20 protein-coding genes and 1 pseudogene are annotated in these 21,004 nt (G+C 71.3%); 4 read left to right on the forward strand and 17 right to left on the reverse strand.

Features of this window, described 5'->3' with window-relative positions; translation table 11 throughout:
• Positions 1 to 209: 209 nt before the first annotated feature.
• Positions 210 to 746, reverse strand: a complete 537-nt coding sequence (locus OG226_RS33425) for a dihydrofolate reductase family protein (protein WP_329350975.1) — start codon at positions 744 to 746, stop codon at positions 210 to 212.
• An 89-nt stretch (positions 747 to 835) separates the two neighbouring features.
• Between OG226_RS33425 and OG226_RS33430 the strand changes: the two genes are divergently transcribed.
• The gene (locus tag OG226_RS33430) at positions 836 to 1,339 is read left to right on the forward strand and encodes a MarR family winged helix-turn-helix transcriptional regulator (RefSeq protein ID WP_329350976.1); all 504 of its coding nucleotides are present in this window, start codon (positions 836 to 838) and stop codon (positions 1,337 to 1,339) included.
• A 154-nt stretch (positions 1,340 to 1,493) separates the two neighbouring features.
• A pseudogene (locus tag OG226_RS33435) lies at positions 1,494 to 1,634 on the forward strand (transposase); the annotation flags it as partial.
• 147 nt (positions 1,635 to 1,781) lie between these two features.
• Here the strand turns inward: OG226_RS33435 and OG226_RS33440 are convergent.
• From OG226_RS33440 to uppS, 10 genes are all read right to left on the reverse strand, one after another.
• Positions 1,782 to 2,600, reverse strand: coding sequence for an enoyl-CoA hydratase/isomerase family protein (locus tag OG226_RS33440; RefSeq protein WP_329350977.1), 819 nt, complete (start codon positions 2,598 to 2,600; stop codon positions 1,782 to 1,784).
• Positions 2,597 to 3,844, reverse strand: coding sequence for a cytochrome P450 (locus tag OG226_RS33445; protein WP_329350978.1), 1,248 nt, complete (start codon positions 3,842 to 3,844; stop codon positions 2,597 to 2,599). The genes OG226_RS33440 and OG226_RS33445 overlap by 4 nt, the downstream gene beginning before the upstream one ends.
• An 89-nt stretch (positions 3,845 to 3,933) precedes the next feature.
• Positions 3,934 to 5,313, reverse strand: coding sequence for a cytochrome P450 (locus OG226_RS33450; protein WP_329350979.1), 1,380 nt, complete (start codon positions 5,311 to 5,313; stop codon positions 3,934 to 3,936).
• A gap of 8 nt (positions 5,314 to 5,321) precedes the next feature.
• Entirely contained in the window at positions 5,322 to 5,882 is a 561-nt protein-coding gene (locus OG226_RS33455) for a GTP-binding protein (RefSeq protein WP_328683531.1), read from the reverse strand.
• Between the two features lie 4 nt (positions 5,883 to 5,886).
• Entirely contained in the window at positions 5,887 to 6,273 is a 387-nt protein-coding gene (locus tag OG226_RS33460) for a DUF742 domain-containing protein (protein WP_019055714.1), read from the reverse strand.
• Complete coding sequence (locus OG226_RS33465; RefSeq protein ID WP_328686505.1) at positions 6,266 to 7,093, reverse strand: roadblock/LC7 domain-containing protein; 828 nt, start codon at positions 7,091 to 7,093, stop codon at positions 6,266 to 6,268. Before OG226_RS33465 ends, OG226_RS33460 begins: the two co-directional genes overlap by 8 nt.
• 20 nt (positions 7,094 to 7,113) lie before the next feature.
• Entirely contained in the window at positions 7,114 to 8,283 is a 1,170-nt protein-coding gene (locus OG226_RS33470) for an ATP-binding protein (protein ID WP_328683532.1), read from the reverse strand.
• A gap of 289 nt (positions 8,284 to 8,572) precedes the next feature.
• Complete coding sequence (locus OG226_RS33475; RefSeq protein ID WP_329350980.1) at positions 8,573 to 8,968, reverse strand: hypothetical protein; 396 nt, start codon at positions 8,966 to 8,968, stop codon at positions 8,573 to 8,575.
• 152 nt (positions 8,969 to 9,120) lie between these two features.
• A complete protein-coding gene (locus OG226_RS33480; protein WP_329353586.1) occupies positions 9,121 to 10,572 on the reverse strand; it encodes an oxygenase MpaB family protein in 1,452 nt (483 codons plus the stop codon).
• Between the two features lie 56 nt (positions 10,573 to 10,628).
• Complete coding sequence (gene uppS / locus OG226_RS33485) at positions 10,629 to 11,363, reverse strand: polyprenyl diphosphate synthase (protein ID WP_443044826.1); 735 nt, start codon at positions 11,361 to 11,363, stop codon at positions 10,629 to 10,631.
• 541 nt (positions 11,364 to 11,904) lie between these two features.
• Between uppS and OG226_RS33490 the strand changes: the two genes are divergently transcribed.
• Positions 11,905 to 12,324, forward strand: a complete 420-nt coding sequence (locus OG226_RS33490) for a hypothetical protein (protein WP_328683534.1) — start codon at positions 11,905 to 11,907, stop codon at positions 12,322 to 12,324.
• A 60-nt stretch (positions 12,325 to 12,384) separates the two neighbouring features.
• Complete coding sequence (locus tag OG226_RS33495; RefSeq protein ID WP_328683535.1) at positions 12,385 to 12,879, forward strand: hypothetical protein; 495 nt, start codon at positions 12,385 to 12,387, stop codon at positions 12,877 to 12,879.
• A 1-nt stretch (position 12,880) separates the two neighbouring features.
• On the opposite strand, the gene OG226_RS33500 is transcribed toward OG226_RS33495, so the two are convergent.
• The 6 genes from OG226_RS33500 to OG226_RS33525 all read right to left on the reverse strand — a co-directional run bounded on the left by OG226_RS33500 (position 12,881) and on the right by OG226_RS33525 (position 20,979).
• Positions 12,881 to 13,723, reverse strand: a complete 843-nt coding sequence (locus tag OG226_RS33500; RefSeq protein ID WP_329350981.1) for an NAD(P)-dependent oxidoreductase — start codon at positions 13,721 to 13,723, stop codon at positions 12,881 to 12,883.
• Positions 13,724 to 13,964: 241 nt separating this feature from the next.
• Positions 13,965 to 15,404 carry a GAF domain-containing protein gene (locus OG226_RS33505; RefSeq protein ID WP_443067018.1) on the reverse strand — a complete coding sequence of 480 codons (1,440 nt, stop codon included), beginning with the start codon at positions 15,402 to 15,404 and terminating at the stop codon, positions 13,965 to 13,967.
• Positions 15,401 to 16,441 carry a rod shape-determining protein gene (locus OG226_RS33510; RefSeq protein ID WP_328683537.1) on the reverse strand — a complete coding sequence of 347 codons (1,041 nt, stop codon included), beginning with the start codon at positions 16,439 to 16,441 and terminating at the stop codon, positions 15,401 to 15,403. The genes OG226_RS33505 and OG226_RS33510 overlap by 4 nt, the downstream gene beginning before the upstream one ends.
• A gap of 209 nt (positions 16,442 to 16,650) precedes the next feature.
• Positions 16,651 to 18,387: a carboxyl transferase domain-containing protein gene (locus tag OG226_RS33515; RefSeq protein ID WP_443066929.1), complete on the reverse strand. Its 1,737-nt coding sequence runs from the start codon at positions 18,385 to 18,387 to the stop codon at positions 16,651 to 16,653.
• A 7-nt stretch (positions 18,388 to 18,394) separates the two neighbouring features.
• Positions 18,395 to 19,879: an acyl-CoA synthetase gene (locus OG226_RS33520; RefSeq protein ID WP_329350983.1), complete on the reverse strand. Its 1,485-nt coding sequence runs from the start codon at positions 19,877 to 19,879 to the stop codon at positions 18,395 to 18,397.
• Between the two features lie 59 nt (positions 19,880 to 19,938).
• Positions 19,939 to 20,979: a MerR family transcriptional regulator gene (locus tag OG226_RS33525; protein WP_443066930.1), complete on the reverse strand. Its 1,041-nt coding sequence runs from the start codon at positions 20,977 to 20,979 to the stop codon at positions 19,939 to 19,941.
• Positions 20,980 to 21,004 lie beyond the last annotated feature (25 nt).

The raw sequence follows: 21,004 nt of genomic DNA on the forward strand, positions 1-21,004 counted from the left end.
GAACGCCGACGGAGAAGACCAGCAGGTCCAGGACGATGGCCAGTCCATCGGCGAAGAGGTGAACGTCAGCCTGCTCGTTGCCGGCAGCGCCAGGTCCTAGATCAACGGCTTCAGCGCGACGAGAACCTGGGCGCTGGCAAGCACTAGGTCAGAGTGATGATCTTTGGCCACCACGGTCACGACCTGACAGCCGGCCGCAGGTCGGTGGGTCAGGAGGCCTGCGTGTAGGTCTGATGGATCACTCCGGTGGAGAAGGTCTGGGCCGATGCCAGTCGCAGTTCGACGGTGTCGAGGTCGTCGAACCACCGGGCGCCCTTGCCGAGCACGATCGGGTGGACCAACAGTTGCAATTGGTCGAGCAGTCCGGCCGTGAGCAGTGATCGCACGAGGGTGAGGCTGCCGGTCACGGCGATGTCCTTGCCCTCGGAGTTCTTGAGCGCCTGGAGCCCGCCGAGCACGTCGCCGCTGATGATCTCGGTGTTGTTCCAGGTGGCCTCGGTCAGGGTGTTGGTGACGACGTACTTCTTCTGGTTGTTCATGAAGCCGGCGAACTCATCCTCGCTGGAGGGCCAGTACGCCGCGAACTGCTGGTACTGGACGCGGCCGAGCAGCATTGCGTCGGACTCGGCCATGGCCGCGCCGACGGCGTTGCCCATCTCCTCGTTGAAGTAGGGGAAGTGCCAGGTGTCGGGCGCCTCGGCCACGCCGTCAAGGGACACGAACAGGCTCGCGATGATCTTGCGCATGAGGTCCTCCAGGTGTTCGGAACGCATTTAGTTCGATGCCCAGATAGTAAGGCGTCGAACTATCACTCGTCAAATAGTATGATGGCGGCATGCGTGAGAACGATGAGGTCGACAGAGTGATCGAGCAGTGGCGGCGGGAGCGGTCTGACCTGGACTTGTGGCCGGTCGAGGTCCTGGCGCGGGTGACGAGGTTCGCCGCGATCATGAACCGTTCCTTTGACGAGGTTTTCGCCCGCCACGACCTGCGAAACGGAGAGTTCGACGTACTGGCCGCGATCCGCCGGTCCGGGCCGCCCTACGTGGTGACCCCGTCGGCGCTGTCCGAGCAGCTGATGCTGTCCCGGGCAGGGATGACCAACCGCCTCGACCGGCTTGACCGGGCCGGCCTGATCCACCGGCGGTTGGACCCCGAGGACCGCCGCAGCTTCCTGGTGACACTCACCGACAAGGGCATGGCGACCGTCGATGCGGCCATGAGTGACCATGCCGCCAACGAGGCCGCGCTGCTGTCCGGGCTGTCCCAACGGCAGCAGCACCAACTGGACGACGCGATGTACACCCTGCTGCAGGCGGTCAGGAAGCGCGACATCTGAACGGGCTGAGCGGCGGCACGGCGCCGTTGCTCAGCCGGTTCCCCGGGGCAACGGCGTCAAAGGACAGCCCGTCACCTCCGGATGCCGCTTAACTGGCTCTGACAAAAGCGGGTTGATCATGTGACTGTCGGCTTGATCGCTGGTTGGTGTGGTCATGGGGAAGCGTCAGCAGCGGCCGTGGATCGTGTCGGACGAACTGTGGTCGCTCATCGAGCCGTTGCTGCCCGAGCCGCCGCCGAAGCAGGTGGAAGGGCGACCGCGGGTGCCCGACCGCCAGGCCCTGTGCGGCGTCCTGGCCGACCTGTTGTTCCGGAACTTCCTGGCGGACTGGCCCGCCGCTACGGGGAAAGCGGCGGGCCGGCACTCTGTCGCAGGGGTTCCGTGGGAGGCCTACCGCGCTACGCCGCCCGTCATCCACGTTCCGGCCGGGTAGCGGTACCGGTCAGCGGGGTTGAGCGAGCTGGGCGGCGAGGAGGTGGGAGTCGAGCAGGGCGGTGTCGGTCGTGCGGGCGGCCTTCGCGTAGCCGGTGAGCATGCGTTTGGTCAGGACGAGCGCCTGGGGGGAGCGCCGGGCGAGGGGCCTGGTCCAGGCGGTGATGGTGTCGTCCAGCTGGTCGAGGGGCGCGAACTTGTGGAGGAGCCCGAGGCGGTGGGCGGTAGGGGCGTCGAACTCGTCGCAGGTGAGCATGAGTTCGCGGATGCGGGCGGCACCGGCCTCCGTGATCAGGCGGCCCATGGCGCCGCCCCAGGCGGGTGCGAGTCCGAGGCCGATCTCCGGCATACGGAAGCGGCAGGTGTCCGCCCCCGCGCGCAGATCGCAGTAGGCGGCCAGCGCGAGGCCGGCTCCGACGACCTTGCCGTGGAGCCGGGCGATCGTGACGGCATGGGTGTTCTCCAGTGCCTGGCACAGGCGTTGGGCCTTGTCCGCGAGGCGCCGCAGCGTGGCCCCGGTCGGATCGGTGACCAGGGCTTCCTGGTACTCCCGGCGGTCCGCTCCCAGGCAGAAGTCCTCGCCCAGGGAGGAGAGCACCAGGATGCGGACGTCGGGCTGTTCGTGGAGGCCGTCGAGGACGGCGAGCAGCGCGTCCAGGACGGCCGAGCTCAGGACGTCGTCGTCCTGGGCGGACGGATTGAGCCGCACGTGGAGGACGGACCCGGTCCGGGTGAGGCCCACGGCCGCGGCGGGAGGCGCGGGCTCCGCGGGGTCCACGGGCTCCCGGACGGGGACCGGTGCGGCGCTGGGCGATATTGGCGGGTTCATGTCAGTGAAACGTCCAGATTCAGGAGTCGCCTGAACGCCACCCGGGGTGCCAGCGCGGGGCGGCGGACCAGGGTGAGTCTCGGCAGACGGGTGATCATGCGGCGGAGCAGGGTCTGCGCCTCCAGCCGGGCCAGCGGTGCGCCCAGGCAGTAGTGGATGCCTCCACTGAAGGCCAGGTGGGTCGCCTTGCGCCGGGGGGAGAAGGAGTCGGGGTCGGTGAACCGGGCGGGGTCGCGCTGGGCGGCGCCCACCATGAGGTGGGCCATTTCACCGGCCTTGACCTCGGCGCCCTCCAGGAGGCAGTCCTCGGAGGCGATCCGGCTGATGACGTGGGTGGGAGGGTCGTAGCGAAGGGTCTCCTCCACGAACGCGGGGACCAGGTCCGGGTGTTCGGCGAGCAGGCTCCAGCGGTCGGGGTCCTCGACCAGGTGGAGCGTCATGGTCGACAGCAGGGTCGCGGTCGTCTCCAGCGCGGCCAGCAGGACGAACAGGGCGAGGAAGTAGACGGCTTCGTCGGCCTTGTCCTGGTCCGGTTCGAGCTCGTCCCAGGTGCGTATCCACCGGGAGACGGGATCCTCGCCGGGATGTCGGCGCCGGTCGCGCACCAACTCCAGGAAGTAGGCCCGCAGTTCCACCATGGCGGCGTCGGAACGGGCCAGCTGGCTGGCGTTCGGGAGAAGCTCCTGGGTGAAGACCTGGTCGTGGGTCAGTTCCCGCAGCCGGGGCCAGTCCGCGCTGGGCAGCCCCAGCCAGTCGCCGATGGTGGCGACCGGGAGTTCCTCGCCCACCAGTGCCGCGAAGTCGGCCTCCCCCGCGTGCAGGCGCTCTTGCAGGGTGTCGAGGAGCCCGTCGACGACGTGGCTCACCCGGCGGCCGATCTGTTCGATCGTGGTGCGGTCGAAGCTGCCGGCCGACCGGCGCACCCGGGTGTGCTCCGGAGGGTTGAGCGCGGGCATGGTCCGGCTGATCTCACGTGAGGAGGGGGCGCTCCAGCGGGTGCGCGCGCCTTGCTGCGCCCGCCAGTTGGTGTCCGGTTCGAGCCAGAGGCCGTTGCGCAGTACCTGGTCGCAGGTGCCGTAGCCGGTCACGAGGTGACCGCCCCAGGGCGCGGGGCTGACCGAGCCGCGCGCCCTGAGTTCTGCGTAGATGGGGAAGGGATCGGCCTGTCCGTCAGCCGTCCGGAGACGGGAGAACAGGGAGATGGTGGCCCGACGGTCCGATGTCGGAGTCGTGACGCTTCCCACGATGGTGGCTCCTCTCTGCCAGCCGCCATCCGTACCCGTGGGATGTTTGAATCATCCAATAACACAGTGCTTTCGTAGGGTTACCTACGTCACTCGCCATTCACCCAGGCGCGGAAGCGGCTGAACATCCCGCCCTTGGGGCGCGGAGCGGCATGGGACGGCCGGCTGAACGCGTTCGGCTGCGGTACGGCGGCGGGCGACTGGGCGAGCTGAGCGGGAGACGGCCGCCCCGCCGGCCGGGCCCCGGCCGCGGACGGCACGGCGCGGGGGGTGTACCGGATGGGCACGGTCACCAACTGGCGGCTCCACGGCGCCGGTACCCAGGAGAGTTCCTTGAAGGGGACGCGCATCTCGACGTCGGGCAGCCGGTTGAGCAGCGACTCGACGGCCGTGGCCGCGATCATGAACGCCGGGTCCTTGGCCGGGCACGCGTGCGGGCCGGCGCCGAAGGCCAGATGGGCCTTGGAGCTGAGCTGTTCGCGGTGTGCGGTCAGCTTCGGGTCGGTGTTGGCGGTCGCGAAGGATATCAGCACCGGGTCGCCCGTCCGGAGCGTCCGGTCGCCCAACTCGACGTCCTGCGTGGGGTAGTGGGCCGCGTAGTTGGCGATCGGCGCGTAGTTCCACAACGTCTTCACCACCGCGTCCTCGATCGGCAGGCCGCTCGGCCAGTCATCGCTGAGGTACAGCGCGGCGCTGGTGCCGATCGAGGCCGTCAGGGGCGCGGTGCCGCCGGACAGCAGGGTCACCAGCTGGTGCAGCACCTCCTCGTCGGTCAGCCGGGAGGAGTGCACCATCAGCTGGGTGGTGAGGTCCTCGCCGGGCTGCCGCCGCTTGAGCGCGATCAGTTCGGCGAGCGCGCCGCCCAGGGTCTCGTCGGCACCCGGGGTGCCCTGGAAGATCCCGGTGATCCCGGCGATCACGCGGTCGCCGAGTTCGGGCGGACAGCCGAACAGCTCACCGAAGACCAGCAGGGGCAGCGGCTGGGCGTAGGCGGACATCAACTCCGCCTGGCCGAGGGCCTCGGAGCCGAACTGGCTGATCAGGTAGTCGGCCGACTGCTGCGTCAGCCGGACGATCCGGCCCTGGTCGACGGTCGCGAGACTGTCCGTGACCGCCTGCCGCAGCCGGGCGTGCGCCGCGCCGTCGCTGAACAGCGCGTTCGGCCGGTACCCCATCATGGGCAGGGCCGGGCTGTCCGCGGGGACCTCCCCCGCGTTCAGGGCGTTCCAGCGGCGCGAGTCCCGCACGAACAGGGTCGGGTTCTGCAGGATGTACAGACTGGCGTCGTAACTGGTCACCAGCTCGACCTCGACGTCCGGCGCGATGTCGACCGGGGCGCTGGGCCCCAGGGACCGCAGCCGGCCGTACATGCTCTCGGGGTCGGAGCCGAAGTCGGACCCGTACAGCGGGACGTTGCCGTGCGCGGGGCAACCGGCCGGTGCCCCGGACGGGTCGAAGGACTGTTGCATGCTGGCTCCTAGCCGAGTGAGGACAAGAGGTGCTTCACGAGCGTGATGAGTGCCTGCATCGAGGAGTCCTGGTCACGGACGTCGCAGTGGATGACCGGGGTCTCCTCGGAGAGGTTGAGCGCCTCGCACACTTCCGACAGCGGGAACTCGTGCTTCCCCTCGAACGTGTTGACGCCGATGACGTAGGGCAGGCCGAACGCCTCGACCAGGTCGAGGACGGGGAACGTCTCCTCCAGCCGCTCGGGGTCCGCCAGGACCAGCGCCCCCAGCGCTCCCCGGGACAGCCCCTCCCACATCTGCTTGAAGCGTTCCTGCCCGGGCGTGCCGAAGATGTAGAGGACCAGGTCCTCGCCGAGGGTGAGACGCCCGAAGTCCATCGCCACGGTCGTGGTCGTCTTGTCCGGGGTCTCGGAGAGGTCGTCGAGACCCTCGCTGGCTTCGGTGATCTCCTCCTCGGTCTGCAGCGGTTCTATCTCGGAGACACTTCCGATGTACGTGGTCTTCCCGACCGCGAAGTGGCCCACGACCAGGATCTTCACGGAGCGGGAGACGTCGGGATCCAGATACACGGGACTACGCTCCGGTTCGAATTCGCATCAGGCCGTCGAGCACGGCGGTCAGCAGGACGGGGTCGTGGCGTTCGGCGTGGGGCACCGGATTGCGCACATGGATCAGGCCGTCCTCGGCCATCTGCGCCAACAGGATGCGGACGATGCCCAGGGGCAGCCGGGTGTGGGCGGCGACCTCGGCGACCGAGAGGAAGCCGTCCGCGATCAGGTCCATGACCGTGCGGGCCTCGGGGGCCAGCGTGCGCGCCGCCGCCACGGCACCGTCCTGGGCCGTGATGATCGTGGTGTGCTCGTACTCGCTCTCCCGTGGCAGCGCGCGACCCTGCGCGATGACGAAGAGGGGGACTAATGGGGCCGTCAGTTCCAGCTCGCCGTCCAGTTCGTCACTCATCGCCCGTCCTTCCTCCCCGGGCGGCCGACCCGGCGGTCAGCGCCGGCATCGTGTCGCCCAGCCGTACGGTGAACTCCTCTATGTCACAGCCGTGTTCGGCGGCCGCGGCGAGGAACGCGCCCTCGCCGGCCGCGATCAGGAACACCCAGCCGTGCTCGAACTCGATGACCGTCTGCATCCACTCGTCGTCCTGCTGCCCGCCCGCGAACGGCGCGGTCGCCCGGCTGTACGCGTGGATGCCCGTCATGGCCGCCGAGATCGTGTCCGCGAGGTTCCTGCCGATCCCCGCGCTCGCCCCGCGCGGCAGACCGTCCGCGCCGAGCAGCAGGGCGTGCAGGGCGCCCGGAACCGACGCCACCGCCTTGTCCAGTTCGGAGAGAAGGAAGACGCCCCCGCCCCCTCCGTCCCGCAGGGCCCCGGAGGTGTCCCCGGGCTGGGGCACGTCACCGGCGGTCACCCGCGGCGGGGCCGTGAGGTTGTTGCCCAGCCGGGAGACCAGCCGGTTCATCCGGAACGAGAGCTGCTCCATGTCGACGTCGGGCTCCGCGGCGGCGGCCAGGTAGGCACCCTGCCCGGCCCCGATCAGGAAGACCCAGCCGTGCTGGAACTCGATGACCGTCTGGATCCACTGCCGGTCCCGGGCCAGTCCGGCGAAGTGGGCGGTGGCCCGGCTGAGCGACTGCATACCCGCCATGGCGGCGGAGATGGTCCGTACGTCCTGGCCGGTCAGATCGTCGGTGGAGCCGCGTGGTATGCCGTCCGCGGACAACACCACGGCATGCCGTGCTCTCGGCACGTTGTCCACGATGTCCTGGACCATCCAGGACAGGTCTCCTGTACTCATGCGTTTTCGGACCCTCCGGGCGTCGGGGTGTCGAAGGAGGCCGTGTCACGCGCGGACTGCGTACCGCGCTGCAGGGCGGCCAGGCTGCCGGAGCCACGCCGGGCGCTTCGGCGGGGCGACTGCTCCCCACCGGTGCCGACACCGTTGGGCGACATACGGGCACCGCGCTTGGGCAGGCCGCCGGCCGTACGCGCCGACCTGCCGCTCTCCATGGGCCGGATGCTGCTCACGGGCGCCTCGGTGGCCGGCGGCAGGGCTTCCTCCATGGTCCACAGCTCCTCGGGCAGGAGTACGACGGCCCGCACGCCGCCGTAGCGGGAGACACCGGTGACATCCACCGTGAAGCCGTGCTGACGGGCGATCAGGCCGATGACGGGGAAGCCGAACTTCGGCTGGGTGCCCAGCTGGGACAGCCGGGGGAGGCCCTCTCCGGACAGCTGGGCGCTCGCCCGCTGCCGGTCCTCGTCGCCCATGCCGACACCGGCGTCGTCGATGACGATGCACAGGTTCTTCTGGGCCTGCCGGAACGTGACCTCGATCGGTGCGTCCGCCTGGGAGAAACTGGCGGCGTTGTCGAGGAGTTCGGCGACGGCCAGGGCGACCGGCGCGACCGCGGAGGCCTTCAGCGCGATGCCGCTGGGCTGCATGATCTCGACCCGCTGGAAGTTGCGGATCTGGCTCTGGGCACTGCGTACGACGTCGTAGACGCTGGCCGGCTGGTTGCGGCGGCCCAGCGGCGCACCGCACATGACGGCGATGCCCTGTGCCTTGCGGGCCATCTGGGCGTTCGCGTGGGTGATGTCCATCAGGTCGGAGAGGACCGCGTGGCCGCCGTACTCGCGCTGGACCCCGTCCAGGAGCGTGGTCTGCTCGGCCGCGAGGCTCTGCAGGAACCGGGCGGCGCCCTTGAGGACCGCCTTGGTGTTCTCCTCGGCGGCCTGCCCGGCCTCGCGGATGACATCGTCCTGCTCGTCCCGCATCTTCACCAAGGAGGCCTGAACGCGGTCGAGTTCACCCTGGGCATACCGTAGCCGCGCTTCGAGCGCGGCCTCGGATTCCTTCTTCCTCCTCCCCAGGGCTTTGCTGCGGAGCACGAGTGCGACGACTGCGGCTATGGCTATCACCGCTATCGCGACCAGGCACCAAAGAAGCACGTCTTGAGTCATGGAAACCTTTCCCGGCGCGTGGCATGCAGGCGTCGTCGAGTACGCCTTGCAGGGATCCGCAACCCGTCCAGGGGACTGCATGACTGATCTACGCGAGGAGATGAGCGCGTTCGGGCTCGGGGTCCGAACAAAAGTGGATCAAGGTCGCAGACGGCGGAATGCTATCACCGTCAACCGTGGTCCCAGATGTCACTCCATCGGGTTAACACGTAGTCAACATGCGAGCTCCGTAAGGGGTGTTGACCGTGTCGACATGCCGATGTCTCCGGCACCGCGTGGAGAGGTCCCCTTACGTGCCGAGCAGGGTCCACGGACGCGGCTGGGCCGACGCCGGCCGCGGCTTGCGCGCCGCCCGGTGACGTACCGCCGTTTCCATCACCGCCCCCGGATCGTGGACCGTTCGCGTGGGCTCGCAGGGGGACGACATGCTGGTGCGGCTCTGGAACACGGCCGGCATCTCGTGCTCGCCAAGCCGGGCGGCCAAGTCCGAGAAATACTGGACGAGTTCGGCCGCCGTGACGTCGGCCGCCAGGACCGCCCTGGTCGCCTCGTTCTTCCCGGCCCGCCGGGATGCCGGGCCGCGCGGACGCGTCCGGCTGCCGATGAGCGTGATCTGCGAGCTGATGGGCGTACCGAAGGAGGGCCGGCACAGGTTCCGCGCCCCCGCGTCGGCCCTCACCCTCACGCTGGAGATCGCCCCGCCCCCGGAGGCTCCTCGTAACCGGTCACCAGGAGAGTGCCGTCCCCGCTCGGCAGCGGCCGGAACCGTCCGACCGGCATCTCCTGGCCACTGTCCACGTGCCAGGAACGGTTGTGCGTCCGGGACGTGGCGGGTGGTCAGGCCTGGGCGAGCAGCGGGTCGTACGGGGTCGAGCGCTGTCGGCCGGACATGAAGGACAGGAAGTCCTTGACGAACGCGCTACGGGTGTACGCGCCGCCGGTGCCGCCACTGGTGCCGGCACCCGTGGTGTCGCGACGGAACGCGGTCCGGAACAGGGCCCGGTACTCGTCCGCGTCGATGTGCTGGTTGCCGTCCTTGTCGGTGACGTCGAAGAGGACCTCGGCCACGCGGATCAGCGCGGGTCCGGCCAGGGACGGGGCGGCCGCGGCGTACTCCTGGGCGCTGACGCGGCCGTCGCCGTCGGTGTCGAGGGCGCTCTGGAGTTCCCGCCACCAGTCGGCGTAGGCGGTGTAGAGCCTGGTCTCCTCGGGCTCGTCGAGGTCGAGGCGGGTGGACAGTTCGCGGGCCATGGCGGCGAGGTCCGGCCAGTCCAGGTAACCGTCGCCGGTCTGGTCCAGCACCTCCCGGAAGAACTCCTCGGCGTCGCGCCGCATCCCTCCGCGTGCGGCGGGCTCCGGTCCCGCCCCCGGTTCCGGTTCGGGTTCCGTGGCGAAGGGCGTGACGAGCCGGAGGAAGGCTCCGGCTCGCTTCATCTTCTGGTGCAGGGCGCGGACCGTCCGTGCGCGGGGGTCGTCGCTGTCGGGGGTGAGCGCCAGCAGGTCGGCGACGTTCTCGGCCCGGATCCAGCCGTCGGGCAGGAAACGGGCCAGGCCCACGGTCAGGTACGCGCTCTGCATCAGGGTCTGGGCGCCGAGCAGTTCGGGCAGCCCCGCCCGGCGTCGGAACGGCTCGGGCAGCGAGGCCACGGTGATGGCCCCGACGACCGGACCGCCGACCGCGCGGCCGAGCGCCCACAGCGTGGGCAGACCGTTCAGCAGCGGCGGAGCGGGAAGGTGGTCGAAGAGCTTGTAGAGGATGATGCGCATCGCCTCCGTGTTCTCCAGCTCCTCCTCCACCACGCGGTCGTAGTACCGCCAGAACTCGTGCAGCGTGGGCGGCAGTTGACCGGCTTCGTTCCCCAGGGCGACGAGGAACGCCTGGAACTCGGCGTACAGCCTCTCCATGGCCCGCTGTTCCAGGGGCTGTCCGCTCAGCCGGAACATGGTGACGGTGCTCTCGAACAGCGTCGCCACCACCCAGGCGCGCGCCGCCGGGTCCATCGCGTCGTACGGCCGGTCGCGGGCGTCGGTCCCGTTCAGCCGCGCGTGCAGCCGGTTGAGCCGCGCCGCCTCCCGCTGCCGTACGTCGTCGTCGGCGCCGAACATGCGCCGCAGGCTCAGGAAGGTGTTCTGCAGCCTGCGCCAAGGGTGGGCGACGAACGTGGAGTTGTCGATCAGGGCGGCGCCGATCTGCGGATGCGCGGCCTCAAGTACGGTCGCCCGCACCACGGCCAGGGCCCAGCGCGGATCGTTGAAGAACTCGTCGAACTGCGAGCCGGGGCCGAACATGGGCGTCAAGTCGCCAGCCGGGTGCGGCTGTTGGGGGATGCCGGAACCTGCGTCGGTCACGATCGAAGTTCTCCGTTCGGAATGGGCGGGAGGCCGTTCGGGAGGGGCGGGACGCCGCCGAAACGGCGTTCGCGTTGCCGGTAGGCGTGCAGGCACTCCAGGAAGTGCGGTGCGCGGAAGTCGGGCCACAGCACCGGCGGGAAGACCCACTCGGCGTACGCGACCTGCCACAGCATGAAGTTGGAGATGCGCTGTTCCCCCGAGGTACGGATGACCAGGTCCACATCGGGGGTGTCGGGGAAGGGCAGATGGGCGGCGAAGGTCTGCTCGGTCACGCCGTCGGCCGGCACGCCGTCGCGGATCAGCGACCGCGCGGCCTCGACGATGTCCCGGCGCCCGCCGTGATCGAAGGCGACGGTCAGCGTCAGGCCGCGGTTGTCGCCGGTCAGCGTCATCAGGTCGGCGAAGTCCCGGGCCAGCGCCGGGGGAATACGGGGATCGGAGACACCGAGGAAGCGGCAGCGGATGCCCCGCGCGTGCAGCAGCGGGGCGTGCTTGCGCACCACCCGCCGCACCAGCCGCATGAGGAAATCGACCTCGGCACTCGGGCGCCCCCAGTTCTCGGTGGAGAACGCGTACATGCTCAGCCACTCGACGCCGGCCGCCCGCGCCGCCTCGATGACATCGATGGCGGTCGTCTCCGCGGCCCGGTGACCCGACGTACGAGGCAACGACCGCTGAGCCGCCCACCGCCCGTTCCCGTCCATCACACACGCCACATGCCGAGGCACCGCCCGCGGCCCCTCACCGCCCGCCCGCCGAGCGCCGGAACCCCCGACAACCTCCCGAACCGTCACGCCCGCCCCCCGACAGCGCGGCTCACCGAGCTGATCCGACCACCCCGACCAGTGATCACCCCAACCAGCGTGTCAGCGACCGGCGTTGTGCCAGGTGGGAGTTCCGGGACTTCACTCTTGGTACTGCCGTCCGAATCGGTCCCCCGGTAGGCGACTACGGCAATCGGCGTAACTCCCCGCCAACCCCGAGACCGACGGTTCCACGGCGGTCGCGAGGGGCAACTCCCCTCCATCGGTGCCCAATTGGCTCGGCTGTCCGGGGGGATTGCTGGTGGGTGGGAAGACATGGACGTATCCCAATGGGGCGGTTGTCCGGGTGGCTGATTCCAAGGCGCCACGACCTCCGCAACCCGAGGGGAAGACGGCTCCGGCAGTCACGGGCGCAGGCGCGGGCGCGAGTACGGGCGCCGGCGGGAGCGGTGGTGGACGTCGGCGGAAGCGGAAGGCCGCGCGGCGGGCTCAGGTCGTGCAATCCGTGCAATCCGTTCAATCCGCGGAATCCGCGGAATCCGCACAGCGTCAAGCGCGGGAGTCGCGTGCGGCCGACGCCGCGCGGGAAGCGGCCCGCAACGGGGTGACCCGTGGAGCCGGGCGGCGAATCGCCGATCCGTCTTTCGTCCAGGCTCCCGCCCCGGACTCCGCGCCCCGGCCCAAGGTCCGGCAGACAGCCCTCCGGCCGCCCGACCCGGGGCCGCTTCCCGAGCGGGAACGCGAGCGCTACGGCGACGAGTACGCGGACCCCATGAAGCTGCTGCTGGCGAAGGTCTCCAGCGGGCAGCACATAGCCGCCGCGGGTGAGCGGTCCGGGCGTGGGGACCGGGACCCGGTGGAGGAGGAGTGGCGGGCCCATGACCGCCGTGGCCCGTACGGGCAGGAACGGCGTCGGCGGAACTGAGCCCTAGGTCGGCACCGCGACCGCTTGAACAGCCGCCCCACCACCCCCGTACCCCCTGCCATGACCCACCACCAGACACGGCAGGCATCACCCCGCCCAGGACATACCTCCCGCCTGCGCCGAGGTGCCGCGCTCGCCCTGCTCCCGCTGGCCGTGGCCTGCGGCGGAGGCGAAAGCGACGACGCCGCGGATCGAAAGCGCGCGTCGGCCGCGCGGACCGCCGTAACCGCCGCCCCCGAAGCCGGAGTAGTAGCCCCCGCCAAGGTCGAGGTGATCGCCGGCCTGACCGGCTGCACCGCCGAGATCCGGGTCGAGGCGGAGGAACTGCGCGAGGGGCTCTGCCGTACCGAGCAAGGCGAGTACCGGATCACCACCTTCCCCGAGGAACGGTTCAAGGTGACCTGGCTCGACAGTGCCGCCATTTACGGCGGCAAGTACCTCGTCGGCACCCGCTGGGTCGTCAGTGCGGTGCCCGAGTTGCTGGAGGGGTTCCGATCCCGGCTCGGAGGGACCGTCCAGGAGCTCCGGAGCATCGGACCCACGACGGCGCCCTGAGTCAGTCCTCCGTCCTGAGGTGGGCCAGTACCTCCTCCAGCGGCAGGTCGTAGGCGTCCTTGTCGTCCGCCCACCGGCCCAGTACCGCCGCCGCGCCCTCCGCCATGTCGGCCGGCAGCCCCGCCGTACGGAGCGTCGCCGCGATCTCCTCCAACTCCGGTGCCCAGCGCCAGGCTCGGGCCGCGACGCTGGGGAGCTGGTCGGTCTCGGCGAGGATGTTGGACGTCAACGAGCCTGCCTCGCGGGCGAGTTCGGCGGCCACACCGTGGTGGGCGGCGAGGGCGTGCGACACGGCGGCCAGGACGCGGGCCGACTTCTGGTACGAGGCGTACGCCATCTTCAGCGCCGACGCGGCACCGAGCGGGGCGTTCAGCGGGCGGGCCACGACCTGCGTGTCCTCGAACGCCCTTGCCAGCTGGGCGACTTGCTCCTCGTCGCCGCTCAGGTACAGGCGCGGCGCGCTGCCCGGACCGGGCGGGCCGCCGACGATCGCGCCGTCCAGCATCAGTACCCCACGCTCCGCGCACGCCGCCGCGATGCGCCGCGTACGGTCCGGGCTGATCGCGTTGGCCTCGACGTACACGCCCCGGAACGGGTGCGCGAGGACCTCTCGCGCCACGTCCTCCGCCGCGTGCGGCGGGCAGACCGACAGGACGAAGTCGCTTGCGGCCAGGGCGGATTCGAGGGAGTCGGCGGGCTCCAGGCCTGCCTCGCGGGCGCGTTGGAGGCTGGCGGGGCTTCGGCCCGTCGGGACGTACAGGACCCGGGTGCCCGTACGGGTCGCCTCGCCGCCCACTTTCGCGCCCATGGCGCCGGGGTGCAGCAGCGTGAAGGTGGTCGTCATGGGTCTCACCGTACGGACTTGATGTTGTTGGGAGTCGCGAGGGCGAGTGTGGGGCATAGGAGAGGGGCATAGGAGATATGAGCCTCGGGAGGGCGCCATGAACCGACAGATCCGCGTTCGCGTCAGTCGCCGGCCCATCACGCCCCGCGATGACACCATCGACCGCAGGACGCCGTCGGGGCGGATCCTGCCGTACTGACACCCCGTCGCCTGCCCTGCTGCCACCCCTCCGGCGCCGCTCTCACAGCGGCGACTGCCAACGGACCGTCGTGCCGCCACTGTCGCCGTCACCGGTCCTCCCGTCGTCGTACACCCTCAGCCGTACGGCGTCCCTGCCGTCCGGCAGCGATGTCGTCACGTCGATCGTGATCTCCACGCGGGACACGTCGGCGCGGCCGGACGCGGTGGTGAGGGCGCGGCGGAGAGCGGCGACGAGGTGGGTCGCCACCGGGTCGGGGACGACGGTGTCCACCGGGCCCTGGAAGTGGGTGGAGGGCTGGAAGCCCAGGACGGCGGAGGCGGCAGCCGTCTCCCGAAGTACCTTGCCCCGCAGGCTCGTTGGGGCTTCGGCCGGAGGTTGTTGCAGGGCGAAGATCGCCGTGCGGACCTCCTGGATCGTCGACTGGAGTTCGTCCACCGCGCGCCCGAGGAGTTCGTGGGCCTGGTCGGTCCCCTCCGTTCTGCGCTGCGTGGACTCCAGCAACATGCCGGTGGCGAACAGGCGTTGGACGACCAGGTCGTGCAGGTCGCGGGCGATCCGGTCCCGGTCCTCGTAGACCGCGAGACGTTCACGGCTGTGCTGCGCGTCGGCCAGGACCAGCGCGAGCGCGGCCTGGGACGCGAACTGCGTTGCCAGCAGGCGTTCTACGGCCGTGTAGGGCCGGTCGCCCGGGTGGCGGGGGAGGGCCAGGGTGCCGATGAGGCGGCCGTCCGCCTGGAGCGGGAGCATCATGCTGGGGCCGAACCGGTGCCGTACATGCGTCGTCATGCGCGGGTCGGTCGCCGAGTCGTCGATGAACACCGGTTCGCCGCCCAGGAGTTGGACCAGGACGGGGCTGCCGGGCTCGATGGTCGTACCGACGATGTCGCCCGGATCCTCGGGGGCGGACGCGGTGACGATCTCCATGCCGCCCGCCGCCGTGCGCTGGAGGATCACGCCCGCGGCGGCGTCGGCGAGGGCCCGCGCGCCCTCCGCGACCGTCTTCAGCGCGTCGGCCGCGGTCTCGCCGGTGAGCAGCGCGGTGGTGACGGCCGCCGCGCCCTCGATCCAGCGTTCGCGCTGCCGGGCCGTCTCGTACAGACGGGCGTTGCCGATCGCGATGCCGGCCTGGGCGGCGAGGACGTGCAGGAGCTGCTCGTCCTCGGCGGTGAAGGGGACGCAGTGGTGCTTCCCGGCCAGGTGGAGGTGGCCGAACACCTCGTCGTGGACGTGGATCGGCACACTGAGCACCCCGGCGGGCGGCGGCGCGGCCCCGCCCGTACGGATCTCGGTGAGGCCGTCCTGCCCGGGGTCCGTGGTCCCGAGCGCCGCGTACCGCGCACCGGTCAGCTCGGCGGCGCCGTCCACGATGTGCTGGAGCGTGGTGCGCAGTTCGAGCTCGGAACCGACGCTCAGGACGGCTTCGAGGAGGCGCGAGAGGTCGGGGGCGCCGTCGTCCGCCTCGGCCGGGCCGGGGCTCAGGCGGTGGCCAGCGGGTCCAGGACCAGCGGCTCGATCTTGCCCTCCAGCATGTAACCCAGGCCCTGTACGGCACACACGTCCGGCCGCTCGGCGATGTGCACCGGCATCCCGGTCGCCGCGCGCAGCATCTGGTCGAAGCCGGGGAGCAGCGCGCTGCCGCCGACCATCATGATCCCGCGGTCCGCGAGGTCGGCCACCAGGTCGGGCGGGCAGTTGCGCAGCACCCGGCCGATCCCGTCGAGCACGGCGGTCAGCGGGGTCTCGATCGCGTCCCGTACGGCCGCGGTGTCGACCCGTACGGAACGGGCCAGGCCGCTCGCCACGTCCCGCCCGTGGATCTCGGTGGTGGTCGGGCCGTGCGGGGTGAGACCGTTGCCGGACAGGGCCAGCTGCAACGGCCGTACGGACTGGCTCGGCAGCATCAACTCGTGTTCGTGGCGCAGGTGTTGGACGATCGCGTGGTCCACGGCCTCGCCGCCCACCGGGATGCGCTCGGCGGTGACGATCGAGCCGAGGGAGAGCACGGCGACCTGGGTCGCGGCGGCCCCGCACACCATGATCATGGTCGCCTCGGGCCGCTCGACGGGCAGCCCGCAGCCCACGGCGGCGGCGATCAGCGTGTCGACGAGTTCCACCCGGCGCGCCCCGAGCCCGACCAGCGTCTCGATCGCGGCGCGCTGCGCCAGCGGATCGGCGTCGTGCGGGGTGCAGGCGGCGGCCCGCAGCCGGGGCTTGCGGCGCAGCGCGCGGCGGACCTTGTCGCCGATCAGGTGCCGCAGCATGCGTTGCGCCATCTCGATGTCGACGACGGTCCCGCCGGACACCGGCCGGACCACCCGGATGTAGTCGGGCGTACGGCCCGTCATCTTCTCCGCGAACTCTCCTACGGCGATCAGCGCGCCGGTCCGCGTGTTCACGGCGGCGACGGACGGCTGGTCGACGACGAGCCCGGCGCCCTTGACGTAGACACGGGTACGGGCGGCACCCAGGTCGACGGCGAAATGGCAGCGTCGCAACTGCTCCAGACTGACGGTCATGGCAGGTTCTCCCGAGAGCGCGGACCGGGGCTTCGCCGGGCGGCGGGCCTCTTTCGCATCGTGCGGGGGCGGTGCGGCGGGCGCGCCTTGTGGTGGGCCGGGCGGGGTGCGGCTAAATGGGGGTAATTGTCCGTAATGCCCGAGTTAAAGATTAAGTAAGGGGCAGTGGGAGGTGTACTGGTGACGCCGCGTCGGCGGCGCCCGGTGGTTCAGGCGGACCCCGTCCTGATCACCCCCAGCTCCGCCAAGTCCTGTGGCCGGATGCGGAGTTGGTCGGCCGTGGGCTCAGTCTCCTCCGGGGGCCGCTTCAGGATCGCGGCGGCGGCCTCCGGGGCGATCACCGAGAAGTAGCTGTCCGGCGTGGCCCAGGTGTTGCCCGGCGCGGCCAGCGCCAGCGCACCGCCGGAGCCGCCCTCGCCGATCAGCAGCGTGGTGAGCGGCGTCCGGGCGGAGGCCACCGCACCGAACAGGTCGGCGATCGCCGCGCCCGCGCCCTGCCGCTCCGCCTCGGCGTCGTTCGCCGCACCCGGGGTGTCCACCAGCGTCAGCACCGGGATCCCGAGCCGTCCCGCGAGCCGGATCAGCCGGGCGGCGGTCCGATAACCGGCCGGCCGGGTCGCCGTCCCGCCCTGCGCGGCATACGCGATCGCCCGCCCCTCCCGCTCCCCGAACCCACACAGCATCCCCGCGTCGGTCCCTCCGCACCGATCACCACTGACCGTCACCCGATGGCTGAAGTAGGCATCCAAGTAGCGCTCAGCACGCGGCCGTTGGCCCGCCCGGGCACGCTGAACGGCCTCCCAGCCGGTGACCGGGAGATCGGCCGGGGCGAGCCGCCCCGACTGGGCGGGGTGCGCGGACGCCGGTGAGGCTGCCGTGGTGTGCGCAGCCGAACGGGCCTCGCCCGCAGCCTCGGGTGGGTCGGCTGTGGTGTGCCGAGTGGACGGGGCGTCCTGCGCGGTCTCTTGTGCGGCCTCGGGTGGGTCGGCTGTGGTGTGCCGGGCCGGCGGGGCGTCCCGTGTGGTCTCTTGTGCGGCCTCGGGCAGGTCGGCCGCGCTGTGGTGAGTCGGCCCGGCGTCCTGCGTGGCCCTGTCTGCGGGCGGCGGCGGATCTGCCGCCGTGCCCCGAGCCGACAGGCCGCCCCGCGTGGCCTCCCGTGTCGCCGCCGACCGGTCGGGCATGTCGAGGGCGGGTGGCGCACCCTCCCGCTCCGTGGTCGGCGGATCGGTCGCCCCGAGTGCCGTAGGCACCGGCGCCTGCCCCGGCCACGGCGTGGTCAGCAGCCGCAGCCACCTTCCCAGGGTTTCCTTCAGCCGATTCGGTTCTACGATCGCGTCGGCCGCGCCCGCTGCGACCTGGGCCTCCGCCGTGTACGCCGTGGGGTCTGCGTCCGGTGGGCGGACACGGGAGCCCGCGAAGCCGACCTGGGCGCCGGGCAGGGCCAGGATCACATCCGCGCCCGCGCCGAGCGTGGCCCAGCCGCCGCCCGTGGTGGGGTCGCGCAGCACCGCGATCTGGGGGAGACCGGCCTCCCTCGTGAGCGCCGACTGGCGTGCCACGCGCTGGAGTTGGGTGAGGGCGACCATGCCCTCCTGCATCCGGCTGCCACCCGTGGCGATCAACGGCACCACCGGCAACCGGTGTTCACGGGCGTACGTGTACGCCGCCTCCAGACGGTCCCCGGTGCGTTCGCCGAGCGAGCCGCCCAGGAAGCCGAACTCGAACGCGATCAGCACCGCCCGCGTGCCCTCCACCGTCGCCGTGCCGCACACCACCGACTCCGACTCGCCCGTGCGGTCGGCGGCGCGGGCGCGCGAGGCGTCGTAGCCCTGCCAGGCGAGGGGGCCGTCGGGCTTGGACTCCCTTGCCGGGTAAGGGAGTTCGGCGAAGGTGGTGTCGTCCGTGACGAGGGTCAGGGTCTCGCGCGCGGACAGGCGGTCACTCACGGGTCGCTCAGTCATGGGTCGTGGTCAGGGACCGCTTGAGGATCTTCCCCATGTCGTTGCGGGGGAGTGCGGTGATGTGGTGGACGACGCGCGGGCGCTTGTGCGGGGCGAGGCGGCTCGCCACGTGGTCGGCCAACTCGGCGAGCTGTGGCGGGGACTGGGGGTCGCTCGGCACGATCCAGGCCACGACCCGTTCGCCCAGGTCGGGGTCCGGCTCGCCGGTGACGGCGGCCTCGCGGACCCCGGGGTGTTCCAGGAGCGCGTTCTCGATCTCGCCCGCGCCGATCTTGTAACCCCCGCTCTTGATCAGGTCGGTGGCCTTGCGGCCGACGATCCTGACATGGCCGTCGGGGTCGCGCACGGCCATGTCGCCGGTGCGGAACCAGCCGTCGGCGGTGAAGGCGGCGGCCGTGGCGTCGGGCCGGTTGAGGTACTCGGTGAAGAGGTTCGGGCCGCGCACCTGGATCTCGCCCACGCTCTCACCGTCGTACGCGGGAAGAGGCGTGCCGTCCTCCTCGACCAGTCGCAGTTCCACGCCGGGCAGCGGGACCCCCACCGTCCCCGCGCGCGGCTCGCCGTCCGCCCGCACGCCGGGCCGGGGGTCCGGGGGTGTCCACCGGACCGAGCACAGCATCAGGGTCTCCGTCATGCCGTAGCGCTCGATGACGCGGCGGCCGGTCGCCGACGTGATGCGTTCGTGGTCGTGGACCGGGAGCGCGGCCGAACCGGAGACCAACAGGCGTGCGCGGCCGAGGGACTTGACCAGTTCGGGGTCGTCGGGGAGGGTCTCGGCGATGCGGTGGTACATCGTCGGGACGCCGAACACCATGGTCGCGCCGTCGTTCAACTCCCGTGCCACGCCCTCCGTGCTGAACCTGCCGAGGTGTCGCACCGAGCCGCCGCGCCGCAGCGGACCCAGGATGCCCAGCACCAGCCCGTGCACATGGAACAGCGGCAGTCCGTGCACGAGGACGTCGTCGCCGGTCCACTGCCAGGCGTCGGCGAGCGCGTCCAGTGTCGTGGCGATCGCCCGGCGCGGGATGACCGCGCCCTTGGGCGGGCCGGTGGTGCCGGAGGTGTAGACGACGAAGGCCGGGTCTTCGTCGTCGGGGGAGACGTCCGGACCGTCCACCCCGACGCCCCGCACGTCGACGTCGACGCGCTCCAAGTGCCGTAGCGGAGAAGGAAGTTCGTCGCCCGGTGCGGCCAGGATCAGGGTCGGGGTGCTGTCGGCGAGGATGTGGCCGAGTTCCTTCTCGCCCGACTTCGGGTTGAGGGGGACGGCCGCGACTCCCGCCCGCAGTACGGCGGTCACGGCGACGGCCGTCTCCAGCGAGGGGGTGGCCCAGACGGCGACCCGGCCGGTACCCGCGCACCGGGCCGCGAGGGCGTCCGCCGCCGCGCCCAGCTCCGCGTAGGTCAGGGACCGGTCACCGAACCGGAGAGCGGGTTGCTCGCCCGGGTTCGTCAGGGCCGGGAAGAGGGTGGACACGCGGCGCGCTCCTTGGTCGTCGGGGCAACGGTCCCCAACTGCCGGGGACACCCCCGTTCCTACACCACGTCCGCCACCACACAGCTGACGTTGTCCGGACCCCCGGCCTCGTTCGCCGCGTCGACCAGGGCGCGTACCGCCTCCTCCGGTTCCGGGTATGCGGTGAGGAGTTCGCGGATCCGGTGCTCCGGGACGACCGCGGTCAGGCCGTCCGAGCACAGGAGGTAGCGGTCGCCTCGGCGGGTGTCGTGGAGTTTCAGATCGGGGGTGCCGGTCGTCAACGCCTTCAGCAGCATGGCGCGTTGAGGGTGGGAGCCGGCCTCCTCCGGTGTCAGCCGGCCCTCGTCGATCAGCGACTGGACGACCGAGTGGTCGTGCGTGATCCGGAACAGCCCGCCGTCGCGCAGCAGATACGCGCGCGAGTCCCCGATGTGCACGAGCGCCAGTTGCGAGCCGGTCCACAGCAGCGCGGTCAGGGTCGTGCCGTTCTCGCCGGGATCGGCCACGTCACGGACCGCGTCGGTGGCACCCCGTACCGCCTCCTCCAGCAGGTTGAGCACATTGCCCGCAGGCACCTCCTCGGTGTCCAGGAAACGCAGCGCCTCCACCGCCGCGCCGCTCGCGGGCGCGCCCGCCGGGCCGAACCCGTCGGCGACCGCGAGCAGCCGGGTGCCCGCGTAGGCGGTGTCCTGGTTGGAGGGGCGGACCCGGCCGCGGTCCGAGTGGGCGGCGTAACGCAGTTCCAGCATGGTGGTGTCCTTTCCCGGTACGGCCGTCGAGGCCGCGAGATGGTCGACGAGGAACCCGGCGAGATCCCGCCGCACCGCCGTCTCCGCCTCGACCCGCGCCCAGAAGGCACGGATCTCGCGGGCGGCGGCGGCCGGTTCGAGGGCACACACCTCGCGGATCCCGGCCAGCGGCATGCCCAGCCGCCGCAACCACGCGACCAGCCGGGCCCGCTCCAGCTGTGCCACCGCGTAGTACCGGTACCCGCTGTCGGGATCCACCCGCGCCGGCCGCAGCAGCGCCAGCTCGTCGTACAGCCGCAGCGCCTTCGGCGACAGCCTGCACGCCCGCGCGAAGGCCCCGATCGTCAGCATGTCTCCCGTACCGCCCATGTGCGCC

The organism is Streptomyces sp. NBC_01261 (assembly GCF_036226385.1).
Taxonomy (GTDB): Bacteria; Actinomycetota; Actinomycetes; order Streptomycetales; family Streptomycetaceae; genus Streptomyces.